General features: G+C 64.0%; 20 protein-coding genes. 10 read left to right on the forward strand and 10 right to left on the reverse strand.

All coding sequences use genetic code 11. From position 1 onward, the window contains the following. Positions 1–4: 4 nt before the first annotated feature. The 8 genes from G6N67_RS05110 (at position 5) to frdD (ending at position 7,267) form a co-directional block, all read left to right on the forward strand. Positions 5–1,489 (forward strand): AMP-binding protein, encoded by a 1,485-nt coding sequence (locus G6N67_RS05110; protein WP_036433741.1) that lies wholly within the window; start codon positions 5–7, stop codon positions 1,487–1,489. A gap of 1 nt (position 1,490) precedes the next feature. Further along, positions 1,491–2,258: an SDR family NAD(P)-dependent oxidoreductase gene (locus tag G6N67_RS05115; RefSeq protein ID WP_036433740.1), complete on the forward strand. Its 768-nt coding sequence runs from the start codon at positions 1,491–1,493 to the stop codon at positions 2,256–2,258. Then, positions 2,255–3,718 carry an acyl-CoA synthetase gene (locus G6N67_RS05120; RefSeq protein WP_036435812.1) on the forward strand — a complete coding sequence of 488 codons (1,464 nt, stop codon included), beginning with the start codon at positions 2,255–2,257 and terminating at the stop codon, positions 3,716–3,718. Before G6N67_RS05115 ends, G6N67_RS05120 begins: the two co-directional genes overlap by 4 nt. Before the next feature lie 73 nt (positions 3,719–3,791). Further along, positions 3,792–4,046 carry a hypothetical protein gene (locus G6N67_RS05125; protein WP_229480292.1) on the forward strand — a complete coding sequence of 85 codons (255 nt, stop codon included), beginning with the start codon at positions 3,792–3,794 and terminating at the stop codon, positions 4,044–4,046. 9 nt (positions 4,047–4,055) lie between these two features. Further along, positions 4,056–5,798 (forward strand): fumarate reductase (quinol) flavoprotein subunit, encoded by a 1,743-nt coding sequence (gene frdA, locus G6N67_RS05130; RefSeq protein WP_036433739.1) that lies wholly within the window; start codon positions 4,056–4,058, stop codon positions 5,796–5,798. A gap of 1 nt (position 5,799) precedes the next feature. Further along, positions 5,800–6,540: a succinate dehydrogenase/fumarate reductase iron-sulfur subunit gene (locus G6N67_RS05135; protein ID WP_036433737.1), complete on the forward strand. Its 741-nt coding sequence runs from the start codon at positions 5,800–5,802 to the stop codon at positions 6,538–6,540. After that, complete coding sequence (locus G6N67_RS05140) at positions 6,537–6,911, forward strand: succinate dehydrogenase/fumarate reductase transmembrane subunit (RefSeq protein WP_036433736.1); 375 nt, start codon at positions 6,537–6,539, stop codon at positions 6,909–6,911. The genes G6N67_RS05135 and G6N67_RS05140 overlap by 4 nt, the downstream gene beginning before the upstream one ends. After that, positions 6,908–7,267 carry a fumarate reductase subunit FrdD gene (gene frdD / locus G6N67_RS05145; protein WP_230021378.1) on the forward strand — a complete coding sequence of 120 codons (360 nt, stop codon included), beginning with the start codon at positions 6,908–6,910 and terminating at the stop codon, positions 7,265–7,267. Before G6N67_RS05140 ends, frdD begins: the two co-directional genes overlap by 4 nt. 85 nt (positions 7,268–7,352) lie before the next feature. Here frdD and G6N67_RS05150 read toward each other — a convergent pair whose 3' ends face one another. The 4 genes from G6N67_RS05150 to G6N67_RS05165 all read right to left on the reverse strand — a co-directional run bounded on the left by G6N67_RS05150 (position 7,353) and on the right by G6N67_RS05165 (position 12,737). Beyond that, a complete protein-coding gene (locus G6N67_RS05150; protein WP_230021379.1) occupies positions 7,353–8,375 on the reverse strand; it encodes an ABC transporter permease in 1,023 nt (340 codons plus the stop codon). Between the two features lie 4 nt (positions 8,376–8,379). After that, the gene (locus tag G6N67_RS05155; RefSeq protein ID WP_036433734.1) at positions 8,380–9,903 is read right to left on the reverse strand and encodes a sugar ABC transporter ATP-binding protein; all 1,524 of its coding nucleotides are present in this window, start codon (positions 9,901–9,903) and stop codon (positions 8,380–8,382) included. Next, on the reverse strand, positions 9,903–11,102 hold the full coding sequence (locus tag G6N67_RS05160; RefSeq protein ID WP_081812563.1) for a substrate-binding domain-containing protein: 1,200 nt from the start codon (positions 11,100–11,102) through the stop codon (positions 9,903–9,905). Before G6N67_RS05160 ends, G6N67_RS05155 begins: the two co-directional genes overlap by 1 nt. A gap of 204 nt (positions 11,103–11,306) precedes the next feature. Then, positions 11,307–12,737 carry an aldehyde dehydrogenase family protein gene (locus G6N67_RS05165; RefSeq protein ID WP_036433733.1) on the reverse strand — a complete coding sequence of 477 codons (1,431 nt, stop codon included), beginning with the start codon at positions 12,735–12,737 and terminating at the stop codon, positions 11,307–11,309. Positions 12,738–12,896: 159 nt separating this feature from the next. Between G6N67_RS05165 and G6N67_RS05170 the strand changes: the two genes are divergently transcribed. Continuing rightward, entirely contained in the window at positions 12,897–14,105 is a 1,209-nt protein-coding gene (locus G6N67_RS05170; RefSeq protein ID WP_036433732.1) for an ROK family transcriptional regulator, read from the forward strand. Positions 14,106–14,118: 13 nt separating this feature from the next. On the opposite strand, the gene G6N67_RS05175 is transcribed toward G6N67_RS05170, so the two are convergent. The 6 genes from G6N67_RS05175 to G6N67_RS05200 are packed head-to-tail and all read right to left on the reverse strand — an operon-like array spanning position 14,119 to position 19,440. After that, a complete protein-coding gene (locus G6N67_RS05175) occupies positions 14,119–14,577 on the reverse strand; it encodes a 6,7-dimethyl-8-ribityllumazine synthase (RefSeq protein ID WP_197747978.1) in 459 nt (152 codons plus the stop codon). A 19-nt stretch (positions 14,578–14,596) separates the two neighbouring features. After that, positions 14,597–15,409: a mycofactocin-coupled SDR family oxidoreductase gene (locus tag G6N67_RS05180; protein WP_036433730.1), complete on the reverse strand. Its 813-nt coding sequence runs from the start codon at positions 15,407–15,409 to the stop codon at positions 14,597–14,599. 23 nt (positions 15,410–15,432) lie between these two features. After that, positions 15,433–16,455 carry a Gfo/Idh/MocA family protein gene (locus tag G6N67_RS05185; RefSeq protein WP_036433729.1) on the reverse strand — a complete coding sequence of 341 codons (1,023 nt, stop codon included), beginning with the start codon at positions 16,453–16,455 and terminating at the stop codon, positions 15,433–15,435. Positions 16,456–16,461: 6 nt separating this feature from the next. Continuing rightward, positions 16,462–17,733 carry a Tm-1-like ATP-binding domain-containing protein gene (locus G6N67_RS05190; RefSeq protein WP_230021381.1) on the reverse strand — a complete coding sequence of 424 codons (1,272 nt, stop codon included), beginning with the start codon at positions 17,731–17,733 and terminating at the stop codon, positions 16,462–16,464. Further along, complete coding sequence (locus G6N67_RS05195) at positions 17,733–18,542, reverse strand: SDR family NAD(P)-dependent oxidoreductase (RefSeq protein WP_036433728.1); 810 nt, start codon at positions 18,540–18,542, stop codon at positions 17,733–17,735. Before G6N67_RS05195 ends, G6N67_RS05190 begins: the two co-directional genes overlap by 1 nt. 28 nt (positions 18,543–18,570) lie before the next feature. Further along, positions 18,571–19,440 carry a phosphoenolpyruvate hydrolase family protein gene (locus G6N67_RS05200; protein WP_165572172.1) on the reverse strand — a complete coding sequence of 290 codons (870 nt, stop codon included), beginning with the start codon at positions 19,438–19,440 and terminating at the stop codon, positions 18,571–18,573. Between the two features lie 251 nt (positions 19,441–19,691). On the opposite strand from G6N67_RS05200, the gene G6N67_RS05205 reads away from it, so the two are divergent. Beyond that, positions 19,692–21,005, forward strand: a complete 1,314-nt coding sequence (locus G6N67_RS05205) for an MFS transporter (protein WP_110798431.1) — start codon at positions 19,692–19,694, stop codon at positions 21,003–21,005. Positions 21,006–21,019: the final 14 nt, after the last annotated feature.

A 21,019-nucleotide genomic window follows, 5' to 3' on the forward strand; every position in this document is an offset into this window, starting at 1 on the left:
GCACATGGCCGACTGGTCCACGCTGGCCGAAGCACTGGACGACGCCGCGCACCGCACCCCCGACCGGGTGCTGATCGTCGACGGGGACACCCAGTTGACGTGCCACGACCTGCACCGTCGGGCTCTGGCGTTGGCCGGCTACCTGGCCGAACGGATGCCCACGGGCAGCGTGGTCTCTGTCATGCTGCCGAACTGGCATGAGGCGGCGGTCATCTACCTCGCGGCGACCGTGGCCGGCATGGTGGTCAACCCGATCCTGCCGTCGTTACGCGACGCCGAGCTGCGGTTCATCCTCGCCGACGCCGACAGCCGGATGATCTTCATCCCCGGCCGGTTCGGTAGCCACGACTACCCGGCGATGCTGAGCCGCGTGACGGCCGAGCTGCCCGATCCACCCGAGGTGGTCGCGGTGCGCGGCGCCGCGCCGCTCCCCGCCGGGGCGCCGCGGTCGTTTCCCGCGCTCGCCCCGGACGCCGTGCGGATGATCCTCTACACGTCGGGCACCACGGGACGGCCCAAAGGGGTTCTGCACAGCCATCGTTCGATCAACGCGCTGATCCGTCAGTTGCAGGAACACTGGCTGATCGAACCCGGCGACGCGTTCCTGGTGCCGTCACCCATCGCCCACATCGGCGGATCGATCTACGCGTTCGAATGCCCACTGCTGCTGGGCACCACCGCGATCCTGATGCAGCGCTGGCACGCCGACGACGGTGTCGCGCTCATGACCCGGCACGGCTGCACCCACATGGCCGGCGCCACCCCGTTTCTCGAACAGCTCCTGGCCGCCGCAGAGCGCGCGGGAACCCGGCTGCCCGAACTCAAGGTGTTCATCTGTGGCGGCGCGTCGGTGCCGCCGTCGCTGATCCGCCGGGCCACAACCTATTTCGACCGCGCGGTGGTGAGCCGAGTCTACGGCTCGACCGAAGTGCCGGTCACGACGGTCGGGTCACTGCGGCCGGGCGACGTCGACCATGCCGCCGAAACCGACGGGCGCCCGGGATGTGCCGAGATCCGGCTGGTGTCCGGTGAGATCCGCGCGCGTGGACCGCAGATGCTGCTGGGGTACCTGCACCCCGAGGACAACGCCTTCGACGATCAGGGGTTTTTCCGGACCGGCGATCTGGGCCGGTGGGTGGACGGCGACTACCTCACGGTGACCGGACGCGCCAAGGATCTGATCATCCGCAACGGCGAGAACATCTCCCCCAAGGAGATCGAGGACATCCTGGTCGGTCAACTGGGCATCACCGAGATCGCCGTGGTCGGGTTGCCCGACGCGCGCACCGGAGAACGCGCGTGCGCGGTGATCGTGACATCCGACGGAGCCGCGCCGGACGTGACCGCGCTGGGTCGACTCCTGGCCGATGTCGGGGTGGCCCGGTTCAAAACACCTGAGCAGGTGGAGATCTGGGATACGCTGCCGCGCAACGACGCGGGCAAGGTACTGAAGCATCGGATCCGCGCAGCACTGATGGAAGCGAACTGACATGCAGGTAGCGATCGTCACCGGGGCCAGCAGCGGCATCGGATTCGGCTGTGCCGTCAAGCTCGCCGAGGCAGGCATGGCGGTGCTGGGCACCGGGCGAGATCACGACCGGTTGGCCGAGCTAGAGCAGGCCGCGGGTGACCACGTCGCGACGGTGGCCGTCGACCTGACCGCCGACGACGCGCCGCAGCGGATCGTCGACGCCGCGCTGTCCCGCTGGGGCCGCATCGATTTCCTGGTCAACAACGCGGGCGTGGGCAGTCCGAAGCCGTTGCACGAGACCGACGACGAGACCCTGGATCATTTCCTGGGCTTGATGCTGCGGGCACCGTTCCGGTTGGCCCGCGACGTGATCGGCCACATGGTGCCGGGCTCGGCGATCATCAACGTGACGTCGACGTTCGCGGTGGTCGGCGGATTGCGGGGCGGTGCGTATTCGGCGGCCAAGGGTGGCTTGACGGCGTTGACCACCCACATCGCCTGCCAGTACGGGGCGCAGGGCATCCGGTGCAACGCCGTCGCACCCGGCGTCACGCTGACCCCGATGGTCGCGGCCAGGCTCGAAGACGAACGCTTCCGCAAGATGCAGACCGAGATGACCCCGCACACGCGACTCGGCCAGGTCGACGACATCGCCGCGACCGTGGCGTTCCTGTGTTCGGAGGGCGGCAGCTTCATCAACGGGCAGACCATCGTCGTCGACGGTGGCTGGAGTTCGACGAAATACCTTTCGGACTTCGCGTTGACCTCCGAGTGGATCGCCCGGTGAATCTCTTCGCAGTCCTCGACCAGGCCGCCGCCCAGTTCGGCGAACGGGGTGCGGTGTACTCCGGCGACCGGCAGCTGCACACCTTCGGGCAGCTGCGCGACCGCGTGCTGCGGCTGGCATCGTCATTGCAGACCGTAGGCGACTGTGGCACGCGAATCGCCGTCGCGAGCGAAAACCGGCCCGAGATCGTGGAACTCATGTTCGCGATCTGGGCGGCCGAATGCGTCTTCGTGCCCGTCAACTTCAAACTCCACGCACGCGAGATGGCCGACATCGTCGCCGATGCGGGCGCGTCGGTGGTTTTCGCGTCGCCGAAGATCGCGGCAGGCCTGAGTGTGGACGTACCGGTCGAGGTCATCGGGTCCGACGCGTACACCGAGCGGTTCGCTGCCGCGCCCACCACACCACCGGTCACCGACCCGGCCAGCCTGGCGTGGCTCTTCTACACCAGCGGCACCACCGGTAAATCCAAGGGCGCCATGCTGTCTCATCGCAATCTGATGGCTATGACGGTGTCGCACCTGGCCGATATCGACGATCCCGACGAGAACTGCAGCCTGATCCACGGCGCGCCGATGTCGCACGGATCAGGGTTGTACGTGGTGCCCTACCTGCTGCGCGGGGCCCGGCAGGTGGTGCCCGAATCGGGAGCCTTCGAACCTGACGAATTCCTGGATCTGTGTGCGCACCATCCGGGTTCATCGGCGTTCCTGGCGCCGACCATGGTGCAGCGGCTCGTCGACACCGGCCGCGCCGCCCCGCGCAACCTGCGCACGATCGTCTACGGCGGCGGGCCCATGTACGTCGACGGCATGAAGAAGGCGCTGGCCGCGTTCGGACCGGTGTTCACGCAGATCTACGGGCAAGGCGAATCTCCCATGACCATCACCGGTCTGCGCCGCCGCGACCACGCCGCCGTCGACGAGGCCGTGTTGGGATCGGTCGGGACGGCCAGGTCAGGCATGCAGGTCGCGGTGGTGGGCGACGGTGGCCGCCCCGTCGACGTCGGTGAGATCGGCGAGATCGTGTGCCGGGGCGATGCCGTCATGTCCGGGTACTGGAAAAACCCGAGTGCGACCGCGGCGACCCTCAAGGACGGCTGGCTCTACACCGGCGACATGGGGTCGTTCGACGCGCGCGGTTATCTCACCTTGCGCGACCGGTCGAAGGATGTGGTGATCAGCGGCGGCAGCAACATCTATCCGCGTGAGGTGGAAGAGGTGTTGCTGGAGCATGCCGGGGTCGCCGAGGCGTGCGTGGTCGGCGCGCCCGACCCGGACTGGGGCGAGATCGTCGTGGCGTTCATCGTCGGCGATGCGGACGCGGCCGAACTCGACGCGCATCTGCTGGAGCGCATTGCGCGCTTCAAGCGGCCCAAACGCTACGAGTTCGTCGACACGCTGCCCAAGAACAGTTACGGCAAAGTCCTCAAACGGGAGCTGCGGGCCCGTTTGGGCTGACTTTTCCATGCCGAACAGACGCGGTAGTCTCATGTGATGTAGATCACTCTCCGGAGGCCCGAGGAGGCGGACGATGGCCGCCCAGTTTGTCAAACAGACCACGCATTTCTCCCGGCAGAAGGCGCCCTGTGGGCGCATGGCAGAAGGCGATCACCACGTCGAGAGCGATGACGACGGCCTCAGCTACGACGACCTGAGGTTCTCGTGCGGCTGTCGCGAGAGCCGGCACGTCTATCACGACGGATGCGTGGCCATCCGCACCGTGAGACACGACGGCAAGGTGCTGCGAGACGAGCGCTGTGGAGAGCATGAGGCCTTCGAAGTGTGAGGCCGCGCGATGACGGCCTCACACGACATCGTGGTGATCGGTGGGGGCGGCGCCGGTTTGCGCGCCGCGATCGCCATCGCCGAGACCAACCCCGCGCTCAATGTGGCGATCGTGTCCAAGGTGTATCCGATGCGCAGCCACACCGTCTCGGCGGAGGGCGGCGCCGCGGCCGTGGCGGGTGCCGATGACACCATCGACGAGCACGCGTACGACACCATCTCCGGCGGCGACTGGCTGTGCGATCAGGACGCGGTCGAAGCGTTCGTCGCAGAGGCCCCGCTCGAGCTGACGCAACTCGAGCACTGGGGCTGCCCGTGGAGCCGAACGCCCGACGGGCACATAGCCGTTCGCGCGTTCGGCGGTATGAAGAAGCTCCGCACCTGGTTCGCCGCTGACAAGACCGGGTTTCACCTGTTACACACGCTGTTTCAGCGGGTGCTGGCCTATCCCGACATCGTGCGCTACGACGAATGGTTCGCCACGACACTGCTTGTCGACGACGGTGCCGTGCGCGGCCTGGTCGCGATAGAACTGGCCACCGGGCGCATCGAGACGATCCTGGCCAAGGCCGTGATCATGTGCACGGGCGGATGCGGCCGGGTGTTCCCGTTCACCACCAATGCCAACATCAAGACGGGCGACGGCATGGCATTGGCCTTCCGAGCGGGCGCACCGCTCAAGGACATGGAGTTCGTGCAGTACCACCCAACCGGGTTGCCGTTCACCGGGATCCTGATCACCGAGGCTGCCCGCGCCGAGGGCGGCTGGCTGCTCAACAAGGACGGCTACCGGTATCTGCAGGACTACGACCTGGGCACGCCGACGCCCGAACCCAAGCTGCGCAGCATGGAACTCGGCCCACGTGACCGGTTGTCACAGGCCTTCGTGCACGAGCTCGACAAGGGCCGTACCGACGAAACCCCGTACGGGCCCGTGGTTTACCTTGACCTACGGCACCTGGGAGCCAAGCTGATCGACACCAAGCTGCCGTTCGTGCGCGAGCTGTGCCGCGACTATCAGCACATCGACCCCGTCACCGAACTGGTGCCGGTGCGTCCCGTCGTGCACTACATGATGGGTGGCGTCCACACCGACATCAACGGCGCGACAACGCTTCCCGGCCTCTACGCGGCGGGCGAGACCGCATGCGTCAGCATCAACGGGGCAAACCGGCTGGGCTCGAACTCGCTGCCCGAGCTGTTGGTATTCGGGAACCGCGCCGGCCGGGCCGCGGCCGAGTACGCGGCCGGCGTCGGTGCGAATTCCGCTGCGGTGCAGGCCCAGGCCCGCGCCGAAGAGCAGCGCCTGGAGCGCGACCTGAGCCGGCGCACCCAAACCGGCAAGGAACGCATCGCCGACATCCGCACCGACATGCAGACCGTGCTGGAGACCGCGGCCGGGATCTACCGCGACGGCCCCACCCTGACCAAGGCCGCCGAGCAGATCCGGGAACTACAGGAGCGTTTCGCCGACGCCGGTATCGATGATCACAGCCACACGTTCAACACCGAACTGCTGGCGTTCCTCGAACTGTCCGGGATGCTCGACATCGCCCAGACGATCATCGAATCCGCCTCGCACCGTACCGAATCCCGCGGCGCACACCAGCGCACCGATTTCCCCGGCCGTGACGACGACCGGTTCCTGGCCCACACCATGGCCCATCGCGAGCCCGACGGCTCAGCGCGGATCGACTACCTGCCGGTCACCATCACCCGCTGGCCGCCTGGCGAACGGATCTACGGGAGGTGAGATGGCAGACCGAATTGTCATGGAAGTGGCCCGCTATCGGCCCGAAACCGACAGCGAGCCGGTGTTCCAGTCCTATGACGTCCCGCTCACCCGGGAGTGGGCGGTGCTCGACGGGCTCAACTACATCAAGGACCGGCTGGACGGCACACTGAGTTTCCGATGGTCATGCCGCATGGGCATCTGTGGTAGCTGCGGCATGACGGTCAACGGCGACCCGAAACTGGCATGCGCGACGTTCCTCGTCGACTACCTGCCAGGACCGGTGCGCGTGGAGCCGATGCGCAACTTCCCGGTGATCCGCGACCTCGTCGTCGACATCAGCGATTTCATGACCAAGCTGCCCCGCGTCAAGCCGTGGATCATCAATGATGACGAACCGGCCGCAGACACTGAATACCGCCAAACCCCAGCCGAATTGGAGGAGTTCAAACAGTTCAGCATGTGCATCAACTGCATGCTGTGCTACTCGGCGTGCCCGGTCTACGCGCTGGACCCGGACTTTCTCGGGCCCGCGGCCATCGCGTTGGCCCAGCGCTACAACCTGGACTCGCGCGACGAGGGCGAGGACGACCGGCGCGATGTGCTGGCCGCGGCCGACGGTGCGTGGGCATGCACGTACGTGGGCGAATGTTCGGTGGCGTGCCCGAAGGGCGTCGACCCGGCCGGCGCGATCCAGCGCTACAAGCTCACAGCCGCAACACATTCGGTGAAGAGCCTGCTACTCCCGAGGGCTGCGCGATGACCACGTACCGGCAACCGGTCCCCCTCCTGTGGTGGACCCGACGCGCTTCGTATCTGCGGTACATGCTGCGCGAGGCGAGTTGCGAGGCCGTGGCGTGGGCGGTGGTGTATCTGGGCCTGCTGGTGTGGGCGCTCGGCACCGGTCGGTACGACTGGTTTCAGGACTTCAGCGCCCATCCGCTGGTGATCGCGCTGAACCTCGTGACGCTGGCATTTCTGTTGTTGCACACCGTGACCTGGTTCAGTCTGGCGCCACGCGCGATGGTCGTCCACGTGCGGGGCCAACGCGTGCCCGCGGGCGCGGTCCTGGCCGGACACTACGCCGCGTGGCTCGTCGTCTCGGCGGTGATCGCATGGCTGGTGCTGGCATGAGCGCGCCCACCCGTCGCACGCCGGAACCGTTCTTCTGGCTGTTGTTCTCGGCAGGCGGCATGGTGAGCGCACTGATGCTGCCGGTGGTGATGCTGCTGTTCGGCGTGGCGTTCCCGCTCGGCCTGCTCGACTGGCCCGGCCAGGCCCACCTGATGGCCGTGGTGGGCAACCCGCTGACGCGGATCGTGCTGGCCGGCGTCTTTGTGCTGGGCCTGTTCCACTGGGCGCACCGGTTCCGCTTCATGGTCGAGCACGGCCTCAAGCTCGGCCGCTTCGACCGGGCGATCGCGGTGTGCAGTTACGGCGTGGCCGCCGTGGGCTCGGCCGTCGCGATCTGGTTGCTGCTCACCTTTTAGCGCGAACAGACGCGCAGGTACCCGAAAACCGCGATTTTCGGGTACCGCCGCGTCTGGTCGGCCGAGAACGATGACGTGTCGGTTCTCAGCGTGTCTTCGCCAGCATCACTGCCAGAATGATGATGACGCCCTGGATGATCGCCTGCTGACTGATATCGAAACCTGCGAGAACCAGACCGTTGTTGAGCAGCCCGATAAAGATCGCACCGAACACCGACCCGAGCACTCGCCCGTACCCGCCGAACAGACTAGTACCTCCGAGCACGACCGCAGCAATGACCGACAATTCGTCACCTGTTCCCCACTGATACCGGCCGGATTGTAGGCGGCCGGCATAGAGCATGCCCGCGATGCCGGCCACAAGACCGGAGACCAGCAGTATGGTGAAAGTAATGCGCCGGGTGCGCACACCACTGAACACTGCGGCAATCTCGTTGCCGCCGGTTGCAAGTACCTGCCTGCCGAAGGTGGTCTTGTTCAGGACGACGATACCGACGACGACAGCGGCAAAGGCCCAGATCAACAGGGACGGTATAGGTCCAACGTCACTCGACCCGAAAATATCGGTAAATGTCTTGTCGAGAATCGGTTTTGGCTGGAAACCCGACATCCATTGGGCGACGCCGATGGCGACTCCCATCATGGCAAGAGTCACGAGAAACGACGGCAACCGCAGCATCGCTACGAGGCTTCCGTTGATAGCGCCCACCACGGCACCTGCCGCCAACCCGCTCAGAGCACCCAAGATCCAGCTGTCCGACGACGAGATCGTCATCGCGGTCACGACGCTCGCGAGCCCTGCGGTGGCACCGATAGACAGGTCGATCTGCGCTGCGGCGATCACGAACGTGCCTGCGACGGCCATTATCACGATGATCGCCGTTTGCCTGACAATATTAAGCAAGTTGCCGAGCTGCAGGAACCCCTCGTCACGGAGCAGCAGCGCGAAGAGTGCGAACACTACGACGAAGCCGATGTAGATTGCGAAGTCGCGCCACTCCAGATTTCCTGGTCGGAGGTGGTAGTTTCCCCTCGGACCACTCTCAGCGACCGACCCGGCCGACGGCGAATTCTCGATGTTTGCTTGCTGTGTCAGTGGTGTCGACACGGTTTCACGCTCCTTGTATTGCCAATTGCAGGGATTCCTCATTTGCGATGTCAGCGCGGCTGATTCGGTCCTCGATACGGCCGTGCCGCATAACGAGTATCCGGTCGGCGATTGCCAGAAGTTCTTCGAGCTCAGACGAGATCAGCAGGATCGCCGTTCCTTTGTCCGCGAGATCGAGCACCAGCTGCATGATGTCGACCTTGGACGCGATATCCACACCGCCAGTAGGCTCATCGAGGATCAGCACTTCAGGCCTGATTCCCACTTGTGCAAGAGCGAGCCACTTCGAGAAAACCACCTTCTGTTGGTTGCCACCGGAAAGGCGGACGATCGGCTCACTGAGCGCGCTCTCTCGGATGTTGAGCCGCCGGGCGAGCTCACTACACAGCTGGCGGCCGCGTCGATCGTCAATAAGATGCCGACGAGCGAGGTGAGACAGACTCGGAAGCAACATATTTGTCTGCACTGTGTGTTTACCGACCAGCCCCTGGCTCGCTCGGTCCTCTGGCACAAGCATGATTCCAGCGTTGATCGCATCTTGCGGACGACGGATGGCAACGTCACGCCCGCGCACCCGGACCTTTCCGGAATTGCGCGAATCTGCGCCGAACAAGCAACGTGCGAGTTCTGTTCTGCCACTGCCGATCAAGCCGGCCAGCCCGACCACCTCACCCTCGACGACATTAAAACTGACGTCGGTCAGCTTGTCGGTGGTAACCCCTTCGACAGCCAGTACGGTCGGAGCCCCGATGCCGGGACGGCGATTGCGTTGGAAACCAGACAGGATCTCGCGACCGACGATGGTTTCGGCGATCCGGTCGGGCGAGACTTGCGGCACCCGGTCCGTGAGTACCCGCCGGCCATCACGGAGCACCGTAAGCCGATCGGCAACACGAGCTATCTCGGCCATCCGATGACTGATGTAGATGATCGAGATGCCCTGCTGCTTAAGCCTTCCGATGAGTTCAAACAGCATGTCAACCTCCGAATAAGGCAGGCTTGCGGTGGGTTCATCCATCACCAGGATCCTGGCTTCCGAGCTCAGCGCCTTGGCGATTTCGGTCACCTGCCAATACCCCACCGGCAGATCGGCAACAGTTCTGCGCGGGTCGAGATCTGCGCCCATCTGGTCGAGCAGAGCGCGAGCGCGCCGGTTGATTTCGTGATCGTCGACGAGGCCAAACCTGCGTGGCTCGCGCCCGAGGAAGATGTTGGCGGCGACAGACAGACTGGGAATGAGACTGAACTCCTGGAAAACCATGCCGATTCCGGCCCTGGTCGCATCCGCTGGTGAGTTGATCACAACAGGTGAGCCGTCGATGCTGATGTGACCCGCATCAAGACGATGAACTCCCTGCAGGATCTTCATCAACGTCGATTTCCCTGCCCCGTTTCCTCCGAGAAGCGCATGCACCTCGCCGCGCTGCAGGTCGAAATCGACACCACGCAGAACTTCGTTGGTGCCGAATGATTTACAGACTCCCCGCATCTGGACTGCCAGGGCGGGATCGGTTGTCGTCTCGGCCATCAGTACGCACCCAGCGCTTTCTGAACATCCGCCGGCGGCTCCGTACGGTATACGGTTTCCCACGCCTCGGTCAGGTTGTGCCGGTCCACCGGCAGTGCCGGAACCTCGACGAACGGTGGCGCCGCCTTACCTATCAGGGCATAGCCTGCCAACCGGGCTTCCACGATGCCCTGCCAGTACGGCTGAGCGGCGGCGATGCCGGAAACGAAGGCCCCCCGCGCCATGTCGACGGCGACATTCGTTCCGAGGTCAATGCTGGTGACTACCAGACGATCCCGGCCAGAGGACCGCGCCGCATCGATGGCACCCTCGCACGGCGCGTCGAACCAGCACCACACTCCGCCCAGATCCGGGTGCTTGGTGAGCCAAGCGTTGACTGCCGAGCCAGCCTCGACGTTCCAGTTCGGGCCTAGCAGGCCCTTTCGTCCGACGATGTCGATATCCGGATAGTTACGCTCGATCGTTTCGACGAATCCCCGTTCCCGTAGTTCATTGGTCGGCACCTGTGCAGCATGGAACAGCACGCCCACACTGCCTCTTCCGCACAACGCCTTTGCCATCTGATGCGCGTTGACAACCCCGGCGCCGTAGTTGTCTGTGGCGACGACCGATACATAGTCGGGCCCCGACTGGAAGCTCCTCGCCGGGTTCTCCATGAACACCAGCTTGATGCCGGCAGAAACCGCCTTGCGGTACGCCGGCGCCAAGGCCGCAGGGTCCAGCGAAGGGATCGAGACGATCACGTCCGGCCTTGCGGCGACTGCGGTTTCGATATCGGAGAACTGTTTGGCCGGGTCGGCCTGCGCATCGCTCTGCGCGACAACCGAGATGCCCAGGCGGTCGAACTCAGATTTCAAGCCGTCGACCTGAGCTGTACTCCAACTGTCACCAGAGAAGTGCATGACAATCGCTGCTGTGGCGTTACGTCCACGTACGTGCTCGATCTCGTTGCCGGACAACTGGATCGAATCGGCGGATACGGGCGCCTCACCGTATGGCCCCAGCCCGATCACTCCGTGCGCGGTGACCGCGGCGATCGCGTCGTCATACGGCGCCGGGTCGCATTCCGGCCCGCCTGCGGCGGTCGACGGTGAAGTGCACGCCGCGCCTGCTGTGATTGCGACAAGTGCGACCGCGCACGATTCGCGAACCCGAAACGGAACGCCTCGTCGGCGTGCGGGCAGGGCACGGAACGGCATAGCTCACCTCGCTGCGTGTGAATTCCGGATTCGAACGAGTTACGTCGCTAATCGACGTAATAATGACTTTCTTCAATCTAAATGTGGTTGGCGCCGCCGTCAATGGTCGAATGCGAACCACATCACACCCATCCGGTCCACAAACGCATGTCAGGCCGCAGCGGCACGGGGTCGCTGCGGCCTGACTCTCCGAAAGGCTGTTATTTACAACGTGATGCACTTCATCTGGGTCAAGGACAACAGTCCCTCCGGCCCGCCCTCACGGCCGAAGCCCGACTGCTTGACGCCACCGAACGGCGCCGCCAGGCATGGGAACGTCGCATTGACGACGAAGACGCCGGATTGCACGCGGCGCGCAACCTCCAACCCGATGTCGGGGTCGGAAGTGAACACCGACCCGGACAGGCCGTAACGAGAATCGTTGGCGATGTCGATCGCCTCGTCGATCGTGTCGAAGGGGATCACGCAATACACCGGCCCGAAAATCTCCCGTTGAGCGACCTCCATGTCGCGCGTGACATTGGTCAGCAACGTCGGTTCGAGGAAGTACCCGTCTAATCCCGCGGGTCTCCGGCCCCCGTAGGCGACCGTCGCACCCTCGGCCACCGCTCGATGGATGTAGCCCTCCGCACGCTCAAGGAATCGCGGGGCAGCCAATGGACCCCACGTTGTTTCCGGATCGGTCGGATCACCGACCTTCAGAGCCTTCAGGCCGGCGACGAGGCCCGCGACGACCTGATCGTGGATCTCTCGTGCTACGACGAGCCGAGTCATGGTCAAACAGATCTGGCCGCTGTAGAGCGCCATGGCGTCGACCAGCGCAGGGACAGTCGCTTCCAGATCGGCGTCGGCGGCCACGATCGCCGCCGATTTACCGCCCAGCTCGAGCACCACGTTGGCCACCCGGTCAGCACAGGCGTGCATGACCGCCCTCCCGACCTCAGTACCACCGGTGAAGTGCACTGCCGCAACGTCGTCGTGCTCCACCAGATACTGGCTGACGTCGGCATCACCCGCCAAGATGCTGAGAACACCCGGCGGAAAGTCGGCCTCGGCAGCTGCGGCGGCGAACAGATACCCCAACATCCGGCTCTCGGGAGCCAGCTTGATGATCACCGTGTTGCCGGCAAGCAACGCGGGAATCATGGCCAGTGCGAACTGCATGTGGGGTCCGTTGAAGGCAACGACACCCACTACCGGGCCGACCGGCTCGTGGCGCACCTCGACCTTTCCCATCGGCGTATCCCGAACCTCGACCCACGGGGCAGTGAGCGCCTCGTCGAGCGCACGGTGCCAAAACACTGACGCGTCCGTGGTCAGGGCCAGGCCATTACCGTGCGGCATACCGGCTTCCAACGCCCACGTCGCGACGATGTCGTCGATCCTCTTGTCGAGACCGGCGCAGAACCTCGCGACTACCTCGTGCCGCTCTTCCAGGGTCAGGTCACGCCAGGCCCCGAACGACGCAACCGCACCCTCGACGGCGTCCCGCGCGTCCTCGACGGAGGGACGCGGCAGCTGCGCGACGGTCTTGCCGGTGAACGGCGCGACGACTTCGGCCAGTTCGGTTCCGTGCGGTTGCACCCATCGGCTCCCGATGAACAGTTCACGTCCGTGCGGAACTTCGATATCCATTGCACTCCTCTTGTGGTGGCTTACTCGGCGGTGACCGCCTGACATGCACGCCGCATATCGCGCACATTGACAATAATACGTCGATTTTCACCGTATATCGACCTCTTATTGCTGCAGCGGTGAGCAACAGAGGCTCTTCCCGCCGTATACCATCGCGCTATGACCTCTTCGCACGACCGTCCGAAGCGGGTGCTCGGTCGCACCGCACGCGCAGGCGAGATCCTCGACCTGGTGCGCTCGGGTGAGGCCGGGACGGTGACGCAATTGGCCAAATCCCTCGGCGTGGCCCGGTCCACCATCAACGAGCGCATCGACCTGCTGCAGCGAATCGGGTTGCTGTCCACCGCCGGTGAGGCTACGTTCGGCCGGGGGCGGCCCGCCAACATACTCGCGTTCAACGCGAAAGCCGGTGTGACGCTTGCAGCGTTGGTCGGTATGAGCGGAACTCTGCTGGCGATCACCGACCTCGAGGCAGAGGTACTGTGGCGCACACAGGTGCAGTTCGACATATCCCGTGGGCCCGAGGCCTTCGTCGAGCTCCTTTGCACCGAGTTCCTTGCGGCACTGACCGATCTGGATATCCCCCCATCCGACGTCTACGGTGTGGGCATCGGGGTGCCCGGAGATGTCGAAATCTCGACAGCACCGCCTGTCAGTTCGGACCTTCCCTCCCAGAAGTGGACGAATTTCCCTCTGGCCGAACGCGTATCGCAACGCCTCAATGCGCCGACATTCGTCGATCGCGATGTGAACCTGATGGCACTCGGTGAACACCGTACCGGCTGGCGTGATGCCGACGTGCTCGTGTCACTCAAGGTTGGCACGGTGGTCGCCTGCGGCTTGGTGATCGGCGACAGCGTGGTGCGAGGCTCCTCATTGATGGTCGGCGAGATCGGCCATACCAAGCTCGCGGGAGTTGATCGTGCCTGCCTGTGCGGGAGCCGCGGTTGCCTCAATACCGTGGCCGGTGGGCCGGCAGTGGCCGAAGAGATTGCGGCGCAAGGCTATGACGCACACACCGCACGAGATGTCGCCGAACTAGCCAACGCCGGAGTGGTCCCCGCCGGAGTGGCTGTGCGCGAAGCCGGTCGGCGCGTCGGGGAGGTGATGGCAACGGTGGTCAACCTGCTGAACCCGGACGTGATCACAGTCTGGGGCTACCTGGTCGACTCTGGCGACCAATTTCTCGTTGGTATGCAGGAATCCATCTACAAGTTCGCGCTGCCCACTTCAGCGCGTGCCGTGACAATCGCCCGCGCTAGGCTCGGTGACGACGCCGGCCTGCGCGGCGCCGCACTCACCGTCATCGAACATGCGTTGTCGGCAGATGCTGTCGACAGTCTCGTGGCAACCGCACAGACCGGCTGACCGCTGAACCCGCCTACGAGACGGCGGGTTCAGCGTGTTCGGCATCGGCTGCGCACACCTGCAGGAGCGCTTGGGCCAATTCCTGTCCCTTGACCACGAAATGGGTGGAGAAGAACATCCGGTGTTCGTAATGCTCGTGGAACGCGTGCGGTGTCAGCACCGCCGAGAAGACCGGCGTCTCCTCATCCAGCTGAATCCGCATCAGCGCATCGAGCACTGTATGCGCGACGAACTCGTGCCGGTAGATGCCGCCGTCGACAATGAAAGCGCATGCCGCGATTGCCGCGTAGATTCCGCTGCGCGCCAACCGCTGCACGCGCAGCGGAATCTCGAACGCGCCCGGCACTTCGAAACGGTCCACGGCGAACCTCGGGTGGGCATCGACCTCGCGGCAAAAGGTATCGACAGCATGGCCGACAATGTCGCCGTGCCAGCGAGACGACACGACGGCTACCCGATCGCTCTGTGACATGCCGGTCATCGACACCGCACTACTTTCCGGCGAAGCCCGCGTCGACGGGCAACGCCACGCCGGTGACGTAGCGCCCTTCGTCGGACGCCAGCCAGACGATGGCATTGCTGATGTCTTCTGGTTCAAGAAGATCAACCGGCAGCGCGTTCGAGATGTTCGAATCCCATTCGGGGTGTGCGTCCAGGAAGTCGCGAATATGGTCATTGTCGAGCAGTTTCGTGCGGACGCCCGTCGGGTGGATCGTATTGACCCGAATCGAGTGCTCGGCAAGCTCATTCGCCAGCGTGCGCATCAGCCCGACGACACCGTGCTTGGCGGTGACATAGTGCCCTAGGTTCACCATTCCTTTGGTGCCTGCCGACGAACTGGTGATCGCGATACACCCACCGTTACCCGCGGTAATCATCGCCGGGATCGCCGCTGAAACCGTCTTCCAGACACCGGTCAGGTTCACGCCCAGCATGTCGTTCCACTGCGCCTCGGTTATCGACCACGTGTTGCGCACATAGCAGGTGAACGCCGCATTCGCGCAAACGATGTCCAGCCGTCCGAACTCCTCGACGGCGTTCTGGACGAGAGCAGAGATCGCCGCTCCGTCGCGCACATCGGCTTCGGCCGTGAGCATCCGCCGACCCAGACCCTCCACCAGTCGCTGTGTCTCCTTGAGATCTTCGGTTGTCGCCAACGCGTAGGGTGCGGTTGCGACCTGCCCGCAGATGTCGAAGCCGACGATGTCGGCTCCTTCTTCGGCGAATCGCACAGCATGCGAACGGCCCTGCCCGCGCGCTGCGCCCGAGATCAGGGCGACCTTGCCCTCAAGCCGACCAGCCATATGTATTCCCTTCGTTGCAGATGTCACTTGTTGACGCTCGGGGTGCCAAGGTCCAACTCGACGGGTACCCCACTGGACTGAGAGTCGTGAACGGCCTGCATGACCGCCACCACTGTGCGCGCCTCGGCCAATCCGGACTGCGGTGCGCGCTGCTCCCGGACGGCGGTCACGAACTCGATGAACTGCTGTTCGAATGCACTGTCACCGTTGATGTACGGCACGACCTGTTCACTGACGACGAGATCTTCTCCCACCCAGAGGTTTCGGTCGTCGGTCAACCGCATGCTGCCGTCCGGGCCGTTGATGAGCCGGTCGTTGACGGGAATCCGAGTGTTCAGCGACAGGTATCCGGTACCGAGACTGCCGTCTGCGAACTCGACCAGCAGAACGGCCTCGTCTTCGCCCTCCCAGCGGTCACGCAATCGGCGGGTCTGCGCATACACGCGTACCGGCTGGGAGCCTATGAGCCACACCATGGTGTCGATGACATGGGGCCCGTTGAGGCCCACCGCGAGGCCGCCGGCCTGCGCTGCTGACCTCCACCAGCCGACGGCGGCATCCTCGACGTAGACACCGAGGTTGTGCACCACACTCACCGGCCCGCTCAGGGTCGGCATGCGTTGCTTGGCTTCTTGGGCACCTGCGAAGAACCGTCGGCATTGTCCGACCATCACCGTCTTGCCCGAAGCGGCTGCCGCAGCGGCTATCTCGTCGACTTCGGCCACCGTGGTGGCCAGCGGCTTCTCGACGAGAACATGTTTGCCGCTGTCAAGGATCGCTACCGCAAGCTCCCTGTGAAGATGGTTGGGAACAGTCAGCACGATGCCGTCGATATCATCGGCCGACAAGATCTGGTCGAAATCATGCACCGCTCGCTGCGCGCCGTAGCGCAACGCTAGTTCTTCGGTACGCTCTCGCTCCTGGGGTAGGCCGGCGACCGCAACGAGCTGCGCCTCACCTTTGGCCGCAGCGATAGCTTCGAGATGCGCCGTCGCGATCCGGCCGGGGCCGACGAGTGCAACACGCATGATGTTGTTGTCAGACATGAACTCTCAATCCTTTGCCGGTACCGAGGGCATAGCCGGGAGCAGGTCCAGCAGTCTGCGCGCGGCCATCTTGGCAAACGTTCGGTCGTTGATGTGCTGGGCGGTTTCGATAACCCGCACAGCAGTCCCGGCCAGCTCCGCTGTGACGGCATCCTGGAGTACGCGCCGCGCCACCGGATCGTCGAACGGCTGACCGGCGGCGTCGAGCGCCGAAGTCCCAGCGGACGGGATGAGCACCGTGCACGGCCCTGCACAATTACGGAGCTGAGCACCGATCGCCCGCCCGATCCGGCGAGCTTCCTCGATGTTGACGCGCATAAGGGTGTTCTCGGCGTTGTGCTGATAGAAGTTTCTGCCAGTGAACCGATCCGGAATCGTCTCCAGCGGACCGAAGTTCACCATGTCGGTGGCGCCGAGCGATACCACCTGAGGCACACCCGAACGTGCCGCGGCACCCAGCCGCTGCGGCCCTGCCGTCAGAATGCCGCCGACCACTTCGTCGGCCCACTCCGTGGTGGTCAGATCCAGCACTCCGTCAACATGGCCATCGGCGATCAGTCGCTCCATGGTCCGGCCACCCGCGCCGGTCGCGTGGAAAACCAGCACCTCGCATCCGGCGTCCTCCAGGAAGGCCTTCGCCTGCGTCACGCACTCTGTGGTGACGCCGAACATCGATGCCGCGATCAACGGGCGGTCGGGCACGTTGTCGTCGTCGGTCGCTGTTTCCGCGGCACCCAAAACCATGCCCGCGAACGCGTCGGCAGCGCGCCGATAAGTTATCGCACTGATTCGATTGACGCCCGTGAAATCCACGATCGACGGGTACATCACGATGTCCGACGTGCCGACGTAGGGAGTCGTGTTCCCGGCCGCGACCGTTGACAGAATTGCCTTCGGCAAACCTAGGGCCAAGTCACGCATCGCGATGGCTCCGATTGTCGTGCCCGCGCCGCCGCCGATCGCGAAAACTCCACCGAGCACGCCGGTTTGAGCCAGATCGGCGACTACCGAACGTGCGCCGTCGGCCATGGTGGCAACCGCCGTGGACCGGTCGTGTCGGGCAACGAGTTCGGCGATCGTGGTACCCGCCGATACCGCGACGGTATCTCGCGAGATGTCAGCCTCAAGGTGAGGTGTGCCGAGCACACCGATGTCGATGAGAACGGTCTGGAGCCCACGCCTGCGAAGGCGTCGCAGGATGAAATCAGCGTCCTCGCCCTTGGTGTCGAGGGCACACAGCACGGCGACCGTGGACGGTATCGGGAGTGCGGCAGCCATCAGACCGTCAGAATCCCACCGTTGACATCAATGGTGGCTCCAGTGACGAACCGGGACAGATCTGACAGCAGAAACAACGTAACCGCAGCAACATCCTGCTCATATACGTTGCGGCCCAGCGGCGTCTGGTCAGCGAGATCGGCCAAATCCTGCTCGCGGTGCAGTTCGGTGAGCAGATCGGTCATCCGCGTTCCGACGATTCCGCCAGGGCATATCGAGTTCGCGCGGACGTTCTGTCCGCCGAACTCCTTTGCGAGATGGCGGGTAAGGCCGAGAATGCCAGCCTTCGCCGCCGAGTAGTGGCACCCGAGAAACGGGCTCGAGGTCCGGCCCGCCAGCGACGAGATGCTGACCAATGCACCCCCGCCTGCTGCGATGATGTGAGGAAGACTTGCCTGGTAGGTGATGAAGGCACCCTTGAGGTTCGAATCGACAATCAGATCCCACTCGTCGGAACTGACCTCGAGTGTCGGCCGTTGTGCCCGGTACGCGCCTGCCGAGTACACCACGTTGTGCAGTGCGGTGAAGGTGTCGGCCGCGTGCGCCGCGACCCTACGTGCATCTGTGGAATCCGTCGCGTCTCCGACGACTGCGGTGAATCGCGGCCCATAGAACTCGAATTCGGCCGATACGGCCTCGATGCGCTCGGCGCTGAGGTCAGAGACTGCCACCCTGGCACCCATCTTGAGCAGGTTCTCGGCGATAGTTCGCCCGGTACCCCTTGCGCCACCCACGACGAGGGTGACCGATTCGGAAAGGTTGTCTCCGATGATCTTCCAGTCGAGGCTTTCGTGCAGCGAAGTGCTCATATCAGATCCTCCTTGTGGTCGGGGCTGCTCAAGCGACTGCCGTCGCTTTGAAGGCGGCGGTAACGTCGATCAAGGCCTGTTCGACAGGAAGTCGCTCCATGCTCGACGCGCCAACGAACCCGACTGCCCTGGTGCGCTTCATGACGTATTCGGCATCAGCCGGCTCGGCGATGGGGCCGCCATGACACAGTACGATCGCGTCGTCGCGCACTCCGCGCGCAGACGCGGCGATAGCGTCGACCCGCTGGCAGGAGTCGTCCAGTGAGAACGCCCCGACAGTCGACATCCCCACGCTGCCCCCGACAGTCAGGCCCATGTGGGCGATCACGACGTCCGCTCCCGCCTCGGTCATCGCAGCCGCCTCGTCCGGAGTGAACACGTAGACGATCGTGAAAAGGCCGAGTTGGTGTGCGGTCCTGATCATCTCGACCTCCCGTTGGAAGCCCAGCCCGGATGCCTCCAACTCCTTACGAATGCGGCCGTCGAAGAGGCCAACCGTAGGAAAGTTATTGACACCGGAGAATCCAGCCGCCGCCACTGAATTCAGCAGACGACCCATGTCCCGGGTCGGATCGGTGCCGTTGACACCGGCGACAACGGGCGTGTTACTGACGACCGGCAGCACTTCCCGCTCGCCCATCTCGAGCACGATGGCGTTGGCGTCACCCAATGGAAGCAGCCCGCACATCGAGCTGTGACCGGCCATCCGGAAACGCCCCGAGTTGTACACAATGATGAGGTCGGCACCACCACGCTCGATGAACTTGGCCGACAAGCCCGTGCCGGCGCCCGCACCCACGATCGGGCGTTGCGCAGCGATCTGCTCCCGCAACCGATCAACGACTTGATCTCGTGTGAACACCACTTGGACTGCCCCTTCTCCACTACTTGCGATCATCGCCACGCGTAAATATGTTGAAAAGCAACGTATATCTGGCGCAGGTCGATGTCAACCCAGTCGGCCGGTCGAACCGATCCGACCCCTGCACGTATCGCTAGATGGGTTTTACCTGCAGATATATCCGAAGCGCGCGCTAACTGCCAGCCTCCGGGGCCAATGCGCTACTTCTCTTGACATCGCCCAGACGTATATATACGTTGATTTTCGACATATTTAAGTGACTGTGGTCACATACCGAACGAGGCACAGTGGCGAATCAAACTTCACCAACGCAGGCGACCGGACAGAATCGGCCCACCGGTCTTGTCCGGGTGGTTGCTGCCAGCAGCACCGGCATGGCGCTGGAGGCTTACGACTTCCTGTTGTACGGCTCGGCGGCCGCCCTGGTCTTCAATAAGCTGTTCTTCCCAACGGTGGATCCCCTAATCGGAACACTGCTGGCTTTTCTGAGCTATGCCCTCGGATTCTTCGCGCGCCCCTTGGGCGGACTCGTGTTCGGACATTTCGGTGACCGAATCGGTCGCAAGCTGCTACTCATCATCAGCTTGGTCATGATGGGCACTGCAACGTTTGCAATCGGTCTGTTGCCTACCTACGCGTCCGTCGGCATCTTGGCTCCCCTCATGCTCAGCACATTGAGATTGATCCAAGGCTTCGCGCTGGGCGGTGAGTGGGGCGGCGCGATGCTGTTGGTGGCCGAACGGGTGCCGGCTCACAAACGCGGAACGTGGACCAGCCTCCCCGAGGCCGGCATCCCGCTGGGCAACCTCATCGCTACGGCGGTACTGGCGGTGCTCTCAGCCACGCTAAACGATGCCGCATTTCTGGAATGGGGTTGGCGCATACCGTTTTTACTGTCCGCTGTCCTGCTCGTACTGGGCTACTGGATACGCACCACCGTGCAGGACGCAGCGATCTTCGCCGAAGCGCGCGAACATGCTGTCAACGAAGCACCAGTCAAGGTGGTTCTGCGGACGCGGCGCCGCGAGCTGATCCAGTGTGCGAGTGCAAGACTCACGGAGAACGTGGCCTACTACATTCTGGCGTCTTTCGCCATCGTCTACGCAGTAGAGAACAGCGGAGTCGACAAAAGCGTGGTCCTGAACGCCCTCGTGGTCGCGAACGTCGTCCAGCTGTTCGCAACACCGTTCTTCGGAGCCCTCTCTGACCGAATCGGGCGCCGGCCGGTCATCATCGCAGGCGCACTCGGAACTGCAGGCTGGATCTGGATCTTTTTCGCGCTCTTGGACACCGGCGGCTCGATCGCTGTTTGTGCCGCCATCGTGGTCGGCCTGATCTTTCATTCCGCGCTCTACGGACCCCAAGCGGCGTACTTCGCCGAACAGTTCGAAACCAACAGTCGCTACACCGGCATGTCGATCGCCGCCCAGGTCACCACAGTCGTCGGCGGCGCGATCGCACCCCTCCTCGCCACAGCGCTTCTCGCCCAATACGACTCGTCGATCCCGATCGCGGTCTACATCGTCGTCGTCGCAGTGATCACAGTGGCGGGAGTGTGGTGGTCGCAGGAGACCTATCGGCGAGACCTGCGCGAGCCATAGGTGAAGTGCTCACC

The sequence above is a fragment of the Mycolicibacterium mageritense genome (genome assembly GCF_010727475.1).
GTDB lineage: Bacteria > Actinomycetota > Actinomycetes > Mycobacteriales > Mycobacteriaceae > Mycobacterium > Mycobacterium mageritense.